Origin of the sequence: Ktedonobacter racemifer DSM 44963 (assembly GCF_000178855.1) — a bacterium.
Taxonomy (GTDB): Bacteria; Chloroflexota; Ktedonobacteria; order Ktedonobacterales; family Ktedonobacteraceae; genus Ktedonobacter; species Ktedonobacter racemifer.
Genome location: NZ_ADVG01000002.1, coordinates 1019986 through 1036388, shown reverse-complemented (window position 1 = coordinate 1036388; position 16403 = coordinate 1019986). Strand labels below are relative to the sequence as shown.

The following is a 16403-nucleotide window of genomic DNA, read 5'->3' as shown; positions in this document are numbered from 1 at the left end:
GCGCCAGCGGCGCGCGCTTGGGTAAATGATGTGGAGTGCCCCTGGCGGCCTATAGGCTGCCAGGGGCACTCCACATCATTTACCCAAATATAGCTAAGAAACGTGTAATAGATGTAGGGCTGATGAATGGGTCAGTGGATATTGCTGATGTTCACTGACCCTGTTTGTTGTATACTTTAGAAAAGTGTATCTACCTCAAGGTTCCTCACCACTATGTGGCTCGCGGGGTATGGTATGTGGTGGGCAAAGGCCACTGGTCTTTGCCCACCACATACCATACCCCTGAGAAGCGTCGTAGACGCTGAGAGTATCTTACATCATAAAGCAGGAATAATATTCTATGGAAACGACGACGACATCAATCGCTGAGATGCAGAAATTTATTTTCGGCAGCAAGGTTTATTGCTCCGATGGTGAGAGCGGGACGCTGACCCATATAGGTTTTGATGCCCGAGATTGGCGGGCCATTGTGCTGGGCGTGCGCTTAGGTCGCTTTATGGGCCGCACCGTCTATGTGCCCTTCAACACGGTCGCGAGCGCCTCTAGCAATGGCGTCAACCTGACTATTTCGCGTGATGAGCTGGAGCAGGCGCGCAAAGAGGCACCCGGCGCGGCGATGTTCAATAGCCATTCGCAGGTGCATCATAGCGAATCGGGCTCGACGGGCGTGCTCTACCTGATCGCCGTGCATCCTGGCAGTGGCGAACTGGCCTACGTGGTCGCCAAGAGCCTGAAGGGGCAGGACGTACTGCTGGCGAGACGCTATCTCTCGCGCCTGGAGAGCGGACGCATTGAGGCCTCGCTGCCCGAGTCTACCTTGCAGAGCCTGCCAAATTATCGCCCCGATAGCGAGCTTCAGAACGAGGTCGAAGAGATCCTCTTCGAGCTGGGGCCGCTCCACGTGGACTTCAAGGGTATAGATATGCGTGTGCTGGATAGCGTGCTCTACCTGGATGGCAACATCTCCAGCTCGCTGCGCTCCGATATCGTCACCAACCAGGCGTTGGGCGTTCCCGGCCTGCTGGAGATCAAGAATCGCCTGATCGCCGACGATACGCTGGCCAGCCAGCTCGCGATGGCCATGGCGCATGACCCCCGCACGCAGGAACTGCCGATTGGTGTCTATCCACGCCTGGGCAACGTCCGCCTGAGCGGTAGCGTCCACGATGAGGCGCAGAAGCAGGCCGCAGAAGAGATCGCCAACACATTCCCAGGCGTGCGCTCCGTAGAGAACGAGTTGCGGGTCAATCCCGCCACCTCCATGCTCTACGTCCTTTCCAGCATCGAAAGCATGGAGGCCCAGGACCAGATCCCCGGCAAATATGTCCGCCACACCAAGTAAACTATCCTCGTGCGGGAGAAGCAAAAGGGGATTGGTGAAGGGACGACGCGTGCTTTAGCAGCGTCGTCCCCCTTTTACCCTCTCAGCGCCTGGTCGAGGTCGTTAAGGATGTCGTCGATGTGCTCGATGCCGACGGAGAGGCGGATGCAGCCGGGGTTGATGCCCAGGTTGCGGCGCTCCTTGTCGCTGAGCGTACGGTGTGAGGACATGGGCGGATAGCTGACGAGCGAGAAGACATCGCCCAGGCTCGTGGCAGGTAGACAGAGCTGGAGCCGGTTCATAAAGCGATAGACGGCCTCCTGGTTCTGCTCCTTGAGTTCGAAGGAGAGCAGACCACCATAGCGCCCCTGGCTAATGAGGCGCTTGGCCAGCTCATGCTGGGGGTGGCTGGCGAGACTGGGGAAATGGACGCACTCGACGGCGGGATGCTCGCTCAGGAAGGCGGCGACCTGGTTGGCGTTGCTGCAATGGCGCTCCATGCGTAGGGCCAGGGTGCGCAGGCCGCGCATGGTCAGGTGCGCCTCGAAGGGGCTGAGCATGGCGCCTAGCAGGTTAGCGTTGGTGCGCAGGTTCCCCATCAGCGAGTTCTTGGAGCTGATGACGGCTCCACCTGTGCTATCTCCATGCCCGCTGATATACTTGGTGGTGCTGTGGACGACCAGGTCAAAGCCGTGTTCGAGTGGGCGAATTAAATAGGGGGTCGCGAATGTACTATCGATCACGGTAATGGCTCCGACCTCTTGCGCGGCGGCGCTGATGGCGTCGAGATCGGCGATCTTGACCAGGGGATTGGAGATGGTCTCTAAATAAACAACGTCTGGCTGCTCTTCGCGAATGATGGCGCCAACCTCCGGCACGCAGAGATCTTTGAGTATGACCTCAACGCCATTGGGGATGTAGTGGGCCTGCAAGAGGCCAATCGAGGGACCATAGAGGTCTTTGGAGGCCAGGATCTTGGTTCCGCTGGTCAGGCCTGCCGTGATGAGCGCGGCATTGATGGCCGCCATGCCTGAGCCAAAGGTGATGGCCCCGACGCCTCGCTCGGCGCGGGCCAGGGCGTCTTCAAGCGTCTGGGCGTTGGGATTGCCCTGGCGGGCATAGACGAAGGCAGCGTCCCCATCGGGGGTCTTGCCGCTAAAGGCCTGGTCCAGGGCCTCGCAACTCTCATGGATATAGGTCGTGCTGGCGTGAATGGGCTGGACGGTTGGTGTGCCAGTCTGGTAGCGCGAGCGTGCGCTCCGATCCTCATGGATGAGTTGCGTATCCAGGTGCCAGTTAGTATTGTAGTCTGTCATGAGCAAGCAACCTCTTTACTGTAGAAACGATAGCCGGGCGGGAGCGCCGGGGGCCAGTGTTCTCAGGGCGTACAGAGCGTGTTGATATAGCGGAGATCGGCCAACAGCTCTGCGATAGAGGGGCGAGCCTCTTCATCCTGTGCGAAGCCCTGTTGATAAAGCGCGTTATAGCGATCCGCCAGAACCACGCCTGGAAGCAGCGTGCGTGTGGCGGAGTCCCACTGCGTATAGCGTGCGATAACGCTCCCTTGCGGATCGGCTAGCAGGGGAAAAGGCAGGTGCAGCTCTTCCTGGACCTGGAGGTTTTTCAGAACAGGATCAGGCGTAATGGCCAGAATGGCACACATCTCGTCGCGGAAGGCACGATACTGCTCCACGAAGCCACTGAGCCATGTCCGCGCCTGTGCATCGGTGAGGCTGGGGACGAAGAGCAGCAGCAGATGCTCACGCTGCTTATAATCCCAGGGGCTATGCGGCATACCATCGGGTCCCGGCAGCGTAAAGGCCGGAATAATCTGGTCCTTCACCAGGTTATTAGGTGCTTGATTCTGTTCGTCATTCATCTTTGAAGCTCTCCCTTTGTGAGTCACTACAACATATCTTCCCTATTGGCATATATAGTACCGCGTGCGGATGAGTCCATGCAAGCATGGACCCTACGAGATCGGGCCTATGCCGGAGTGATGAAGGGTAGGATTTGCTCCTCGATGGCGAGGGCAACGCCATCTTCGGCGTTGCTGCGCGTGACATGGTGGGCGGCGGCCTTTACTTCCTCGGAGGCGTTGCCCATGGCGATGCCCAGGCCCGCGAAGCGTAGCATGTCGATGTCGTTATGGTTATCCCCAATGGCGGCGATCTCGGTCGAGGAGATGCCAAGCATACCGGCGATCTTCAGGAGGGCGCGCCCCTTGGAGACTGCGGGATGCAGGAACTCAATCAGGTCCGAGGCGGCCTGGGTGACGTAGAGTTGCGAGGCGAAGAGCTCCTCAAAATACACGCGTTTGCGTGCCAGCTCGGTTGGATCACAGACGCCCACCAGCTTGATGCAGGGCCGGGGATAGAGCTCCGCCACGTCCAGGACCTCTACGGCTGCGGGTGCGGGCGGAAGATACCAGTTCCTGGCGCCGGGCGTTCCCGTGTCGGCGAAGACGCGCTCGTGGGTATGGTAGACGCGAAAGACATCCTGTTCCTGCAAGGCGCCCAACGTGGGCAGAATATATTCATCTGGAACGAGTTGTTCATAGAGGGGCGAGCCATCGGCTACGTCGGCGATGATCGCGCCATTGTAGACGATCTGTGGCCCATTGAGGGGAACGCCAGGACAGAGCGAGAGAAGCGCGGGAAAGGTCTGCCCGGTCGCGATCACCAGGGTCACGCCCGCCTCAACGGCCCGCCTGAGCGCCTCATGTGTGCGCGGCGTGATTGCGCGCTTAGGATCGAGAAGCGTGCCATCGAGGTCGAGTGCCAGTAAACGATACATGAAAAAGCTCCTGAGTCGAGATAGCCTGTACATATGCCTCGCCCGCCATTGTAGCATATCTCAGGCAACCAGCCGTTTATATGAGTCCGGTGTTGTGCCCACAACGCCATTACCCCTGTGCGTGAAACCTTGTCAGTCGCGCCAATTGCTTCTATACTAGCGGGAGAAGGTTGAGAGAAGAGACAAGGAGTGTAATTATGGTATCGAAAGAAGCACGCAAGCGTTTGGAGAATATTGGCGTGTTAGTAGTGGTTGGCAGTGGCAAGGGGGGCGTGGGTAAATCGACGGTCAGCGTTAATCTGGCGGTCGCGTTAGCGAAACAGGGAGCGTCTGTGGGTTTGCTGGATGGCGATGCCTATGGCCCCAGCATACCGTTGATGCTAGGTGTGCGCAAGCGGACGGAGAGTAAGGGCTGGAGCGCGGCTTTGCCCCTGGCGGACCTCAAGACTCAGCAACGCAAGATTCAGCCGCTCACGCGCTATGGTGTTAAAATTATCTCAGTAGGTTTCTTTATAGGTGAGGAGCAGGCGGTGGCTCCGATGCCCGATGCGCTGGGGCTGCTGATGCGCCAGTTGCTCTTCTCCGTGGACTGGGGCGAGCTGGATTATTTAGTGATTGACCTGCCACCCGGCACGAGTGAGCCACAGGATACCTTTTGCCGTGAGCTGGTTGTGGATGGCGCGGTCCTGGTCACGACGCCCCAGGATATAGCGCGCATCGATACCGCCAAGGCGCTGGCAATGTTCCAGCGCGCGCATGTGCCGGTGCTGGGCGTGGTGCATAACATGGGGAGCGTCCTGTGTCCCCACTGTGGAGAACTATTTGAGGTCTTTCCTCGTAGCACTGAGCAGCGCAATGCCCTTGATTCCATTCCGATTCTCGGCGATATCCCCCTGGACCCCGGCGTGGTCTCAATGAGCGACCAGGGCTATCCAGTGGTCGTAAGTATGCCCGAATCGGTGGCGGCACGTGTCTTTAGCGAAATGGCACAGAAGGTCACCCAGCGTCTCGCCGAAGAGCGAGAGGGGGAAGCATGAAGGAGAAACTAAAAGGCATCTTCACAGACATTATTTTAGCAACTCTTTGGAAGATGATGTGTTGGACCGGAACGAAATAACAATTGCAAGCATTACTAGAGTAGTAGGTTTTTGATGTCGCAGCTCATATTGGGTAACGATATCAAACGGGAAGGCCAAACACAGCCAACTCTCGTCTACGGGTGTTTCATCTACGGGTGTTTCTAAAAGGGAGGTACCTCAATGTGGAGCGACAACAGGACAAGAAAAACATTCGCCATCATAGTCTGTTTGCTCGTAGTAGGAATAGTATCCTTTGGGAGTGTCATAGGTAGCCGTATAGCTAATGCAGCAACAACTTCCCCATCTCACTCACACTCAGCATCTTCAACCAATGTAGTCACGACGAACGCTTCAACCAATGTAGTCAGGATGAGCGGTTCAACCGATGTAATCACGGCGAACGCTTCAACCTTCAGGGTAACAAGCATTGATATGTATGTCACCCCAAGCACCACCTCGCTATGGAGATGCGGCTCTTACATTCAGGTCACCTATAATGCCGTTTTTCATGTCGTCTCAGGCCCAAATGGGGGAACGATTGTGTTCTCCTATACCACCAATAATGGGCGTTCCCAAACGATGGAAAAGCTAACTATTCTGCCTGGTCAGCATCTCTCAAACTTCACGTTCACATGGCAAGGAAGTCTTCCAGGTGACCATACCTATCCAGCGCCGGGGGGCGTATTGGTCACAAGTCCAAACACCTTGCGGTCCCAGATGGTCTTGCCAGCCGGGAAATGCCGCTAATCAGAGAATGTTTCGAGCGCTCCTCCCAAAAACGCTCTCAAGGTGGAGAGGTAGTCGTTCCTCATTGTAGGCAATGGTGAGGGCGTCTACCTCTCCACTGGCATTCGATACCGAAGTCGAGAGTTGCAAATGCGTGAGGGAGCTTTTTTGAAAGCTCCTCGCGTTTTTGAGCACAAAGAATTGCTTCTCATTTATTGGCCGCAAAGGCAAAGGTTAGGTGTAATATAACTATATATTTGATGCACAAGAAAATAGAAAATTTTTCAGTTCAAGAGATAAAATAGTACAAGTAGATACGTATATTGACACCTTCTGAGCGTAAGCTTATACTTGAGATATTAATATGCTATTTTCTTTGTCAGAAATTGTTGTTGTGGGAAATGTGGAATGGCGAGCGGCGTGGCGCCTATGTGAGGATAGCTCGTTGCGCATATCAATTTATCGAAGGGGCGTTTAATCTGTTAGCGAGTTGAGAGGTGGTAAGAAGAGATGTTGTGTCCGCGGTGTGGTTATGAGGGGGATGTGACACAGAAGCCCTGTGAGCGGTGTGAAATGTTTGTTCCGATGGCAGGTACGGGGACCGCTGCCCAGGACACGGCGGCTACGCAGACGCAAGGCTCACCCCCTGAAGATGAGGGTGGCGAAGCGCGCAAGGCAACGGCGACCGCCTCGACGTTTCAAGCGCGCAGTCCCCTGCGAGAACGCAATGAGCAGCGTGTGCGGCAGGCGCGCTACGCTGCTACGCCTACACCTGGAGTATCCCAGGCGGTTCCAGGGTCGTTATCGCGTCCAGGGGTGCCAGGGGGGGAGCGCTCCCAGGATACGACGCCTCGCTCTGCGCAGGCTCTGCCGGGTTACCCGCAGATGACCCCACCTTTGCGCTCTCAGTCCTTACCTGCCCAGCCGGGTCGCAGCGAGTTCTCGCCATCGTCGCTGCCCGCACGTGTGAACCGCCTGGCAAACAATGTCGCCTCGCTACGAAGTATCGAGCAGGCGGGTGGCGAGTCTGCGCGCTCAGGGATGGGGGCGCGCCCGCCGGGTGATACCAGTCAGCCAGGAACCATTGACGCGCCCGTCCTGGCCCCAGGGTCCCTTCTGCGCAATGGGCGCTATCGCTTGAGCGAGCCGCAAACGCGTCATGAGTGGAAGCCAGGCACCTATGAAACGACCTGGCGTGCCCAGGATGCTCAGCGCGCGGGCGCTTTGGTGCTAATCAAAGAGGTTGAACTAGCGGAAGGACGCGAGCGCACTCAGGCCCTGCTACGGAACGCGACCGTGGCCCTGATGGAGGCTGGTCGCCTTCCGCGTGTCCCCGCGCTCTGGGATGCCTTTATGGAACATGGGCGCAACTTCTTTGTTTTTGAGCCACTGGAGGGCGAGACGCTCATAGCACGCCTACAACGCTTGGCAGGGCCTCTCTCTGAGCAGGAGGTCATGGCCTGCTGCGTGCATATCGCGGAGGTCCTGGAGGCGCTCTCAACGCAAAAGCTCCCGCTTATGCATGGCTTGATCTGTCCCGAAAATATTGTGATCAGTCGCTATGGTGCGCAGTACGCGCTGACGGGTTTCTCGGTTGTGCAGTCTGGTTCCGGGGGGCAATATGAGGTTGACCGGGAGCAGGCGCGCCTCTCGCCCTATGCCGCGCCCGAAATGGGAAGTGGTAAACTCGATGTGCGCTCGGATCTCTACTCGCTGCTGGCGACAGCCTACCATGCTGTGACGGGGAGGGCGCCTGAGCATGATCCAGCGAGCAATACGATTACGCCTGCCAGGCGGGTCGCACCTCAGGTCTCGCCGCGGTTAGATGCCATACTTACACGTGGCCTGCGCCCCCTGGCTGTTCAGCGTTATCAAAGTCCCGCCGAACTGAAGCAGGACCTGCTGTCCTGGCGCGTGAGGGGGACGACATCGAGTATGGGAGCGATTGTCTCGTCCTCGGGCGCCTCGTTTACCAGCGTGGCCCCGGTCTCTTTTAGTAGCACGCTCCCGGGCGAGCGGCGCCCGACGGATAGCGTGGCCCAGATGCTCCCCAGCATGCTTGGTGACCTGGAGGACGAAGATAAGTCACAGCTTCCACAGCCAGAGGACCTCCCGCCCATGAGCGAAGGCAACGACCTGCTCCAATCCCTGCTCTGGCTGGGCGCGATCATGCTCTGTGTGGTTGTCCTGGTCTGGGCCAGCCAGGGACCGATGTAAGAAAAAAGGCCCGACGCTGCTGAAGCACGCGTCGGACCACTGCTCACTCGGGTTTGGTGCCGACGTGGATGGCGACGAGACCACCGTTGAGGTAGTAGTAGCGCACATCGCTCCAGCCGGCCTCCTCCATGATCTCCTTGACGCGGGGAGCCTTAGGGAAGGTCGTGAGCGAGTTGGGCAGGTAGTTATACTCCTCGAAGGCTTTGCCCAGGATGGTGCCAAAGAGGGGGGCAAGCTTGTAGAAGTAGAGATAGAAGAGTGTGCCGAAGATCTTGCCGGGTGGGTGGCTGATCTCCAGGCAGACGACGCGCCCGCCGGGGCGCACAACACGCAGCATCTCGCTAAAGCCCCTGCCGATATTGGTCAGGTTGCGCACCGTAAAGGCGGAGCAGCAGCCATCGACGCTATTGTCGGGGAGATCGATATTCTCGGCGTCGCCAACGCGCAGCTCAATGCGGTCTTGCAGGCCCATACGCCTGAGTTTCTTCTCGCCAACCTCCAGCATCTCAGGCGTGATATCCATCCCGATCATATGGGTGTCGGATCCCGAGTTGCGAATGACCGAGATCGAGAGGTCAGCGGTGCCCGCGCCCAGGTCGAGGCCGGTCTCGCCAGTTGCCAGGGCCAGGTAGCGTGCGGCCCGCTTGCGCCAGTAGGGATCGAGTCCCAGGCTCATCAGGCGGTTCATGAGATCATAGATGCCCGCGATACGCCCAAAGAGACGCCGCACATAGGGCTTCTTGCCGCCAGTTTCCTTAAATTTTTCTTCGAGAGACAATTTTGCAGACATAGCTAAGAGGCATCCTTGTAGAGTTATGAATAGTTATTTCTTCCGCATCAGGACAAAATCGATCAGTTCATCAAGCACATCGCGGTCGGGCGAGGCTGGGAAGTGATAGAGGGCCTCGCGCGCCTTGTTGGCCTGGGCATGAGCATCCAACAGCGACAGCTTCACGCCGTTGCCCTGGGTGACCCACTCCACGATCTCGCTGATTTCCTCGTCTTTATGGGTCTTCTCCCCGAGCAGGGTCTTCACCTGCTGGTAATGCCCGTTCTGGGGCGCATCCTGCAAGGCATAGATGAGGGGGAGCGTGACCATGCCCTGGCGCAGGTCATTGCCTGCGGGCTTGCCAATCGTTGACTGATCCTGGGTATAGTCAAGGATATCATCAATGATCTGGAAGGCGGTACCCAGGTGCATGCCATAGGCGTACAGTAGCTCGATCTCTTCCGGGGTCGCGCCACTGATGATCGCGCCACCCTTGCTACAGGCAGCCATCAGGCAGGCGGTCTTGCTCCTGGTTTTCTCATAGTAGGTCTCTTTACTCAGATCGATATTGCCTGCTGTCATCATCTCCAGGATAGTGCCCTCACAGACGGTGGCGACCGTGTCGGAGAAGAGGTGATCGATACGGGGGTCCTCGATGTCGGCGATCAGGCCCGCCGTTTTGGCGAAGTAGTAGTCGCCAAGCAGGATCGCGATCTTATCGCCAAAGAGGGCATTGACAGTGGGGTTGCCGCGCCGTGTGCTTGACTCATCAACGATATCATCGTGAATGAGCGTAGCTAGATGCGTCATCTCAAAGGCCACGCTCAAGAGTAGCAGCTTCTCAAAGCGATAGGTATTGAGTTTGCCAGCCAGCAGGGTGAGCGCGGTACGCAGTCGCTTGCCTGGCGCGCCCAGGGCATGCATCGAGGCCGAGTTGAGGATCGTCAGCCCTGAGGTTGCTCTCTCTTGAAACGTCTTATCGACCGTGTCGAGATCAGCCTGGATACCGGCAAAGAGTCGGCTCAAAGTGGCCGTTGTGTTCATGGTAGGATTCTCCATTTCCTCATGGTAGTTACCTTTGGATGTCTGTAGGCACAGGACTAAGGCATCCCCTGACTGTCAGCGCTCTGACAAGGCGAAACAAGCGACTTTATAGGTACGAACGATCATAAAAAAAGAGCCATGTTAAAGTTTAACAAGGTGGTTGCTAATCAGATTATAGCGCGCTTTGTCCAAGCTTGTTAAGATATCCCGATCGGTGTCGTGGTGTGGAGGTGCCAGGCGGCCGCAAGCCGCCTGGCACCTCCACACCACGACACCAATTTTTTTACACCTCAGCGGTGGTATCGATCTCGACCAGGTCTTCCTGAACATAGCCATTGGTGAAATCGAACTCATCGAGCACATCGAGGGCCGTGCGGTACTCGCTCCAGCTTAAGCGCCGATTGAGCACGGGGTCGTTGACTGCTTTCCAGGCGGGAAAGTATTGATCCATCAAGCTAATGGGAGTATCTGGCCCCAGTTCCTCGGCAATCCAGCGCAGGACCTCGCGTGTACCAGAGATATCCTCAGGCATGACCAGGTGGCGGATAAGTAACCCACGTCTCCCTATGCCTTCCTCATCGAGCTGTAGGGGACCAACCTGGCGGTACATCTCGCGGAGCGCCGCCTGGTTATAATCCACGTAGCGAGGCATCTTCGAGGTGCGTAACGCATTCTTATTGTCTGAGTACTTGGCATCGGGTAAATAGATATCGATGATGCCATCCAGGAGTTTTAATGTCTCCAGGTTTTCATAGCCTGCACAGTTGTATACAATCGGCAGGCGTAGCCCCTTTTCACAGGCAATGACCAGGGCTGCCAGGAATTGTGGTACAAAGTGGGTTGGAGTCACCAGGTCCAGGTTGTGGCAGCGTTTCTTCTGCAAATACATCATCATGTCCGCGAGGCGTTCGGGGGTGACACGATGGCCCAGGCCGCCCTGGCTGAGCGAGAAGTTCTGGCAATAGGTACAGCGAGCCTGGCAGTAGCCAAAGAAGATGGTTCCAGCTCCCCGCGTCCCGCTGATGGGTGGCTCTTCGCGGCGATGGACGTTCCAGGAGGCGACGATGGCTTCGGTCCCCGAGTGGCAGACGCCAGTCTTGCCCGCGATACGGTTGCAGCGGCAGTTCTGTGGGCAGATAGTACAACTGCGTAGGACTTCCCAGGCAGCGGCCGCTCGCTCGGCTAGTTCACCGGTTTCATAGAGTTGAAGGTAACTGGGATAAAGCATCTGGCAACTCCAAGTGCGAAATTGCGAAATGATCGGATATGGTCAAGACGCTTTTAGCGCTAAGAAGAGTGTCCAGCCTTCTCTGCGATGACCGGACACTCTTACGTGAATTGTTCTTGTATGCCTGACCCTCTAGGGCCAGATCCTGGTCAACGGATACTATCTAGTATACCGTATGTGTCGAGCCAGTGGCTTAGTCCTCCTGTGAGGGCCATTTATAGCCGGGATGCGATGGCTTGGGTCCCCGAGGCGTGCGTGGCTTCTTCTCGCCCTTGGTGGCCTTCTTCGCGCGAGGGCTTATGGCCTTCGCGTCTGACGGCTTGTCTGTATCCTGCTTCCTGGCCACTTTTTTCTTGCCTGGTGTCTCCTCGGCAGGCTCGGCTGGTGTGACGGGCTTTAGCAAGTTATCGGCATCCCCGCCGATCTCGGTCCAGAACTCGGCGTTGCGGCGCTGTACCGGGCGAGGCCCCTTGAGCACGCGTCCATCGGGGAGGCGTGTCACATGGAGTTCAGGCTGCTGAGTCTTCTCGGCCTGGCGAAAGCTACGCGGGCGAGGCGGGCGAGCCTCTTCGTTAAACGACTCGTAGTCGCCCTCGAAGTGACCTGTGTTGGATCGGCGCGGTGCCTGGTCCTGCTCGAAACGCCGGGGAGCTGAATTGCGCTCGAAGCGACGAGGAGGCTGGTCCTGGCCAAAGCGACGAGGCGTGGAATCGCGCTCGAAGCGGCGAGGAGGCTGGTCCTGCTCGAAGCGGCGAGGAGGCTGGTCCTGCTCGAAGCGGCGAGGCGTGGAATCGCGCTCGAAGCGACGCGGTGCCTGGTCCTGCTCGAAACGGTTGGGGCCTGCCCCGTAGGGACGGCGAGGGCCAGTTGAACCCTGGAAGCGGCCGCCATGTGGGCGAGGTCCGCCATGGGAGGGGTAACGCTCCTGCCCCGACTCCCATTCAGGCTGTTCATTGCCACGGCGCGCGAAATTCGGCGTATTCGTATTGTTGTTGTAGGGACGTCGACGCTCTGGATACTGGGCCTGGTCATGTGATGGAGAGGAGAATCCGGGGCGAGAGCCAGTATGCTGATTGGGGCGATTATAGTTGGGAGCGCCGGTATTGCCGTTGTAATGGTTAGGACGGGAGTGCTGACCATTAGAAGGCGTATTGAATGAGTTGTTGCTGGTTGTGCGTGGGCGGTAGTCTGCGTGATTGCGCTGGGCCCCATTTTGCCAGGCGCGATCAACAATGGAGCGATTAAGGCGTACTTTGCCTGGGCGTTGAGTATTGCCCTGTTGCTGACCATCAGATGTACCAAAAGAGGATGAATCGCGGTACGGTGGGCGCGCGCCATCTCTTCGCTGTGGGTTGAAGTTTCTGGTCATAGTTCCTTTCAAAAATGTCTTCTCTTGTTATGGGGGTATGTAATGTAATTAAGAATGGTGGATAACGGCAAGATCGTTTGTCCCTCCCGTCGGTCATGCCACACCAACCTCGAAAAAATCCTTTGACGCGCATAAAGAGCGTGTAGGGTCCGATGCTTCTATGTAGGGGGGCGCGTCTGTCTACAGTATACCATATTTCTCTTCGACCGACTATTCAGTAACATAAACACACCCGGAAGCACTATGTATTCCCAGGGGCATCTGCGCACTCCCCCTGGGAATACATAGTGGTGTGAGATTTGCATGTTAGCGCGCTTAGTGGGGACTAAATTTGTCTGCATGACGCCACATGTCATGCCGAATGTCATTTATGACAGGGCTTTGTTGACGTTCTAGCTCGTCCTGCTGTTTTCGTTCTTCCAGCGACATAGACTGGCGCCTCCGCTTGAACAAGAAGAGCAGCAGGAAGCCGAGTGCCGTCACAAGGAGGGCGCCAATGAACGCCGCGCTCCCATTCCCTATCTTGATCGTGCTTCCTACAACGGCACCAATAGTAACTCCCAGGACAAGAATTGCAATCTCGATATATTTCATGTTTTCCTCCAGAGGTAGTGTGCACTTGTTTGCAGTTATGTATCTGTTACTTATTTGGACGTAGAACGGCAGTTAATAGCAAATAAATGTGTGACTGCACTTTGCGCATTCTTGACTGGGGCTGTTTCGCGTGATGTTTGGGCTAGGGGGTGGTCGCCAGGGGGACAGGCGTGAATTGGGTCTGCTGGCTGCCGAACATGGCGAGGGCCTTGGTCTGGGCCTCGTCGGGGAGCAGGGGGCGCAGGGTGAGGGTGTAGTAGAGTCCAGCCTCGCTCATGGTGCCGCTATTGCTGTTCAGGCTGGATACAATCGTTTGGTATTGTCCCTGGTTGAGCAGGAGGGCGTGGCTGGGGATGGTGAACTTGAGGCAGGGGGTCTCCAGGTTGGGCGTGTTCTCATTGGGAGGGATGCTGCCACATTCATAGGTGGCTGCCTGCTCCAGGGTATAGTCGCTTAGAGGCCAGGAGGGGTAGTCGCGCTGGGGATCGGCACTGAAGGTCCTGCGCGCCAGGAGGGCGTAGGTCGAGGCCTTGTAGGGCTGGCTGCTTGTCGCGTTGATGGCGTTATTGATGGCGGTCAGGGCCTTACCCAGGCGGGTATACTCGTCAAGCTCCTGGGCTTTGGGTTGGTAGTGGCCAAAGCTCCCATAAGCAAACTCTGTCTGCTGGTTGTTGAGCGCGAGTTGCAGGTAGGTGGCGTTGAGGTCCTGAATGTCGATAAACTGCTTCTGGCTGAAATCGGGGAGATCATAGGTATTGACGAGTGCGTCGAGGAGCTGTTGCAAGGCGTCGGGGGCGAGCTTTCCTGTGCGCTCAGTTCCCAGGATATAGGTGCCATCGCCATAGATGCTGAGCACCGGACTGAGCGAGAGCGAGCCTTTGAGACCTCCGCCATAGAGCGTGCGGATAACTACGTCCTGGGGATCGGCGCTATAGGTGACCTGTTTATTAGTCTTCGCCTGCTGAATCGTCTTGATCTGTTTCTGCTTCGCGTCCCCTGTGTCGCAGGCCACCAGGCCCAGCGCGAGGAGCAGGAGGCAGAGGCTGCTCAGCGCGATGAGGAAGAAACTGCGAGGCATACGCGGCTGCGTGGATGTGATCTTCTGGGCAAGCTGGCGCATAGGATGTAATCTCCAAGAAATAAATTCTTATAAGCTCTCTGTATTGTATATGAGCAAGAAAAGCGGTTGAATTTTTCGGTAGGGACCAGCTTTAGCGCGTCCGAATGCCATTCATGGCAGTGCAGCGCAAGCCTCTTTTTATCGATAACACATCTAACATATAGCATACAATGCTCTCAGCAGCAACGTTTGAGGCTGCGCCTACAGGCGATGAATCGCCTTCGGACGCGCTAAAGCTGGTCCCTACCGGATTGGGGAGCCATTCATGCGTTGGGTAATTTCTTATTTATATGGGATGAATTGGCGCTCCGTAAACATGTTTTACTTTGCGTTCTGCTGGAAGCGGTAGCCGATCATTTTGTAGACGAGCTTGGCGGCCAGGAAGTCGGCGCGGGTCTGGCCTTCCATGGGGCAGAGTTCGACGACGTCCATGCCGACGACCGTGCTGCGCTGGCAGATCTCGCGCACGAGGTCGAGGACCTGGTACCAGGAGAGACCACCTGGCTCGGGTGTGCCGACGGCGGGCATCTCGCTGGGATCGATGGCGTCGAGGTCGATGGTCAGATAGACATGCTTGCCCAGGCGCTCCCAGGGAATCTGCGCGATGCCCCTGGCGATCTGGTAGGCCCAGACCACGGCGATGTTGGGGCCGGACTTGAGGAACTCGGCCTCCTCCGGGCTGAAGCTGCGAATGCCGATCTCCAGCAGGGGGATGCCCATATCCACCACGCGGCGCTCGATGCTGGCGTGTGAGAGTGGGGTGCCCTCGTACTCGTCGCGCAAGTCACCATGGGCGTCGATATGTACCACCGTCAGGTCGGGATATTTCTCGTGAACGGCGGCGATGCAGGGTGCGGAGAGCGAGTGCTCACCACCCAGGATGAGGGGGAGCTGGCCCTTCTCCAGGGTTTCACGGACAGCCTGTCCGGTCGCCTTGAGGGCCTCGGCATGGTCCATGCCGCTATAGTCGAGGACGGGGCGGGTATAGACGCCGATCTCGATGGGGCAGCAGTCGAGCTCTTCGTCGTACAGCTCCATCTGGCTGGAGGCATCGAGAATGGCCTGGGGACCATGCTCAGTCCCTTTCATATAACAGACGCTATATTCTAGTGGCGCGGGAATAATAGTGACCTGCGCCGTCTCTGGATTGCAGTGGGGGGCATCAGGGGCACCAAACTGGCTAATAGAATATTCCATGTATCTCTATCCTTTTATTCTTGTATCTACTCAAGACTTCTCGCCACTTTGTGTCTCACCTGATCAGTGGGTGTGGTGCGTGCTGGTGGCCTGCGGCCACCAGCACGCACCACACCCACTGACCCCTGCGAGCGCCGCAGGCGCGAGAGGTCATGCAAAAAAACATGCACATCGCGTGAGTTACTAGTAAAGTATGTGCGTGGGAAACGCGGCATTGCCGCGTTTCCCACGCACATACCCAATTCTTCATTTTGTGCATATGGTAGCAGACAGGCGCAGGTTGTCAAGAGGGAGAGGCATGTAGAGGAGGTAATGAATACTATAGAAGAGCTTTGGAGAGAAATTCGATAAATAAAATAGAGAGTAAGAACGCTGTAAATGCACCTTACTCTCTATTCTCAGTAGAATTTGAGGCGGTAGAGGGAACCCGAAGGGGGACTCTTCGCCTTGCGCTTGTTGCCTTTAGCGCACCTCCGCGGCAGCCTTCTTGGCGCGGCGAGCTTCCATGGCGGCCTCAAGGCGCTTGGGATCTGGCTCGTCGGGGCGTAGGGAGCGGGTTGCGCGCACGATGAAATGGGACTCAACGTCGTCGGTCTTGAAAACTTCTTTGGCGAAGGCGATGGCATCTTCCTGGCTGAACTCTTTGCAGGAGCAGATGTCGATGTCTACTTCGCCGTACTCGGGCCAGGCGTGCAGGCTGATGTGGCTCTGAGCGATGACCACGAAACCAGACATGCCAGCATCTAGTGGGTTAGATGTTTCAATATCATACAGGTGAACTGGGCTGACCTTTTCCATGCCTACGCGATCAGGATACTGGTCGAGAACGCGACGCAGCAGGGGCTCGCTATTGAGGGTTTCGGGGGCGCAGTTGTAGAGTTCCAACATCAAATGTACAAGCATTGCTTACTTCCTCCGGGTGTAAAAGCGTGGCGTTTTCCCT

At 57.0% G+C, this 16403-nt stretch carries 16 protein-coding genes; 3 read left to right on the top strand and 13 right to left on the bottom strand.

Translation table 11 applies throughout. The annotated features are described in order from the left end of the window. Positions 1-340: 340 nt before the first annotated feature. The gene (locus KRAC_RS20780; protein ID WP_007910439.1) at positions 341-1342 is read left to right on the top strand and encodes a BON domain-containing protein; all 1002 of its coding nucleotides are present in this window, start codon (positions 341-343) and stop codon (positions 1340-1342) included. A gap of 74 nt (positions 1343-1416) precedes the next feature. Here KRAC_RS20780 and KRAC_RS20775 read toward each other — a convergent pair whose 3' ends face one another. The 3 genes from KRAC_RS20775 to KRAC_RS20765 all read right to left on the bottom strand — a co-directional run bounded on the left by KRAC_RS20775 (position 1417) and on the right by KRAC_RS20765 (position 4117). Further along, the gene (locus tag KRAC_RS20775) at positions 1417-2637 is read right to left on the bottom strand and encodes a trans-sulfuration enzyme family protein (RefSeq protein WP_007910436.1); all 1221 of its coding nucleotides are present in this window, start codon (positions 2635-2637) and stop codon (positions 1417-1419) included. 62 nt (positions 2638-2699) lie between these two features. Further along, positions 2700-3200: a redoxin domain-containing protein gene (locus KRAC_RS20770; protein ID WP_007910434.1), complete on the bottom strand. Its 501-nt coding sequence runs from the start codon at positions 3198-3200 to the stop codon at positions 2700-2702. Positions 3201-3307: 107 nt separating this feature from the next. Further along, positions 3308-4117, bottom strand: a complete 810-nt coding sequence (locus KRAC_RS20765; RefSeq protein ID WP_007910432.1) for a Cof-type HAD-IIB family hydrolase — start codon at positions 4115-4117, stop codon at positions 3308-3310. A 197-nt stretch (positions 4118-4314) separates the two neighbouring features. Here KRAC_RS20765 and KRAC_RS20760 point away from each other — a divergent pair, with 197 nt between their 5' ends. Next, positions 4315-5154 (top strand): P-loop NTPase, encoded by an 840-nt coding sequence (locus KRAC_RS20760; protein ID WP_052568480.1) that lies wholly within the window; start codon positions 4315-4317, stop codon positions 5152-5154. Between the two features lie 347 nt (positions 5155-5501). On the opposite strand, the gene KRAC_RS71485 is transcribed toward KRAC_RS20760, so the two are convergent. Continuing rightward, complete coding sequence (locus KRAC_RS71485) at positions 5502-5639, bottom strand: hypothetical protein (RefSeq protein ID WP_157506888.1); 138 nt, start codon at positions 5637-5639, stop codon at positions 5502-5504. A gap of 826 nt (positions 5640-6465) precedes the next feature. Here KRAC_RS71485 and KRAC_RS20750 point away from each other — a divergent pair. Beyond that, the gene (locus KRAC_RS20750) at positions 6466-8139 is read left to right on the top strand and encodes a serine/threonine protein kinase (RefSeq protein WP_157506884.1); all 1674 of its coding nucleotides are present in this window, start codon (positions 6466-6468) and stop codon (positions 8137-8139) included. Between the two features lie 43 nt (positions 8140-8182). Here the strand turns inward: KRAC_RS20750 and KRAC_RS20745 are convergent, their stop codons facing one another. The 9 genes from KRAC_RS20745 to KRAC_RS20710 all read right to left on the bottom strand — a co-directional run bounded on the left by KRAC_RS20745 (position 8183) and on the right by KRAC_RS20710 (position 16363). Then, complete coding sequence (locus KRAC_RS20745; RefSeq protein WP_007910426.1) at positions 8183-8929, bottom strand: ubiquinone/menaquinone biosynthesis methyltransferase; 747 nt, start codon at positions 8927-8929, stop codon at positions 8183-8185. A gap of 33 nt (positions 8930-8962) precedes the next feature. Continuing rightward, positions 8963-9952 (bottom strand): polyprenyl synthetase family protein, encoded by a 990-nt coding sequence (locus KRAC_RS20740; RefSeq protein ID WP_007910425.1) that lies wholly within the window; start codon positions 9950-9952, stop codon positions 8963-8965. Between the two features lie 283 nt (positions 9953-10235). After that, on the bottom strand, positions 10236-11180 hold the full coding sequence (locus KRAC_RS20735) for a radical SAM protein (RefSeq protein ID WP_007910423.1): 945 nt from the start codon (positions 11178-11180) through the stop codon (positions 10236-10238). A 193-nt stretch (positions 11181-11373) separates the two neighbouring features. Then, positions 11374-12561, bottom strand: coding sequence for a hypothetical protein (locus tag KRAC_RS20730; RefSeq protein ID WP_169460922.1), 1188 nt, complete (start codon positions 12559-12561; stop codon positions 11374-11376). Between the two features lie 303 nt (positions 12562-12864). Then, positions 12865-13143, bottom strand: a complete 279-nt coding sequence (locus KRAC_RS20725) for a hypothetical protein (protein ID WP_007910418.1) — start codon at positions 13141-13143, stop codon at positions 12865-12867. 142 nt (positions 13144-13285) lie between these two features. Next, on the bottom strand, positions 13286-14263 hold the full coding sequence (locus tag KRAC_RS20720) for a hypothetical protein (protein ID WP_007910416.1): 978 nt from the start codon (positions 14261-14263) through the stop codon (positions 13286-13288). A gap of 321 nt (positions 14264-14584) precedes the next feature. Next, positions 14585-15460: an agmatinase gene (speB, locus tag KRAC_RS20715; protein WP_007910414.1), complete on the bottom strand. Its 876-nt coding sequence runs from the start codon at positions 15458-15460 to the stop codon at positions 14585-14587. A gap of 26 nt (positions 15461-15486) precedes the next feature. Then, the gene (locus KRAC_RS73795) at positions 15487-15675 is read right to left on the bottom strand and encodes a hypothetical protein (RefSeq protein ID WP_169460921.1); all 189 of its coding nucleotides are present in this window, start codon (positions 15673-15675) and stop codon (positions 15487-15489) included. A 247-nt stretch (positions 15676-15922) separates the two neighbouring features. Beyond that, entirely contained in the window at positions 15923-16363 is a 441-nt protein-coding gene (locus KRAC_RS20710) for an S-adenosylmethionine decarboxylase family protein (protein WP_007910412.1), read from the bottom strand. Positions 16364-16403 lie beyond the last annotated feature (40 nt).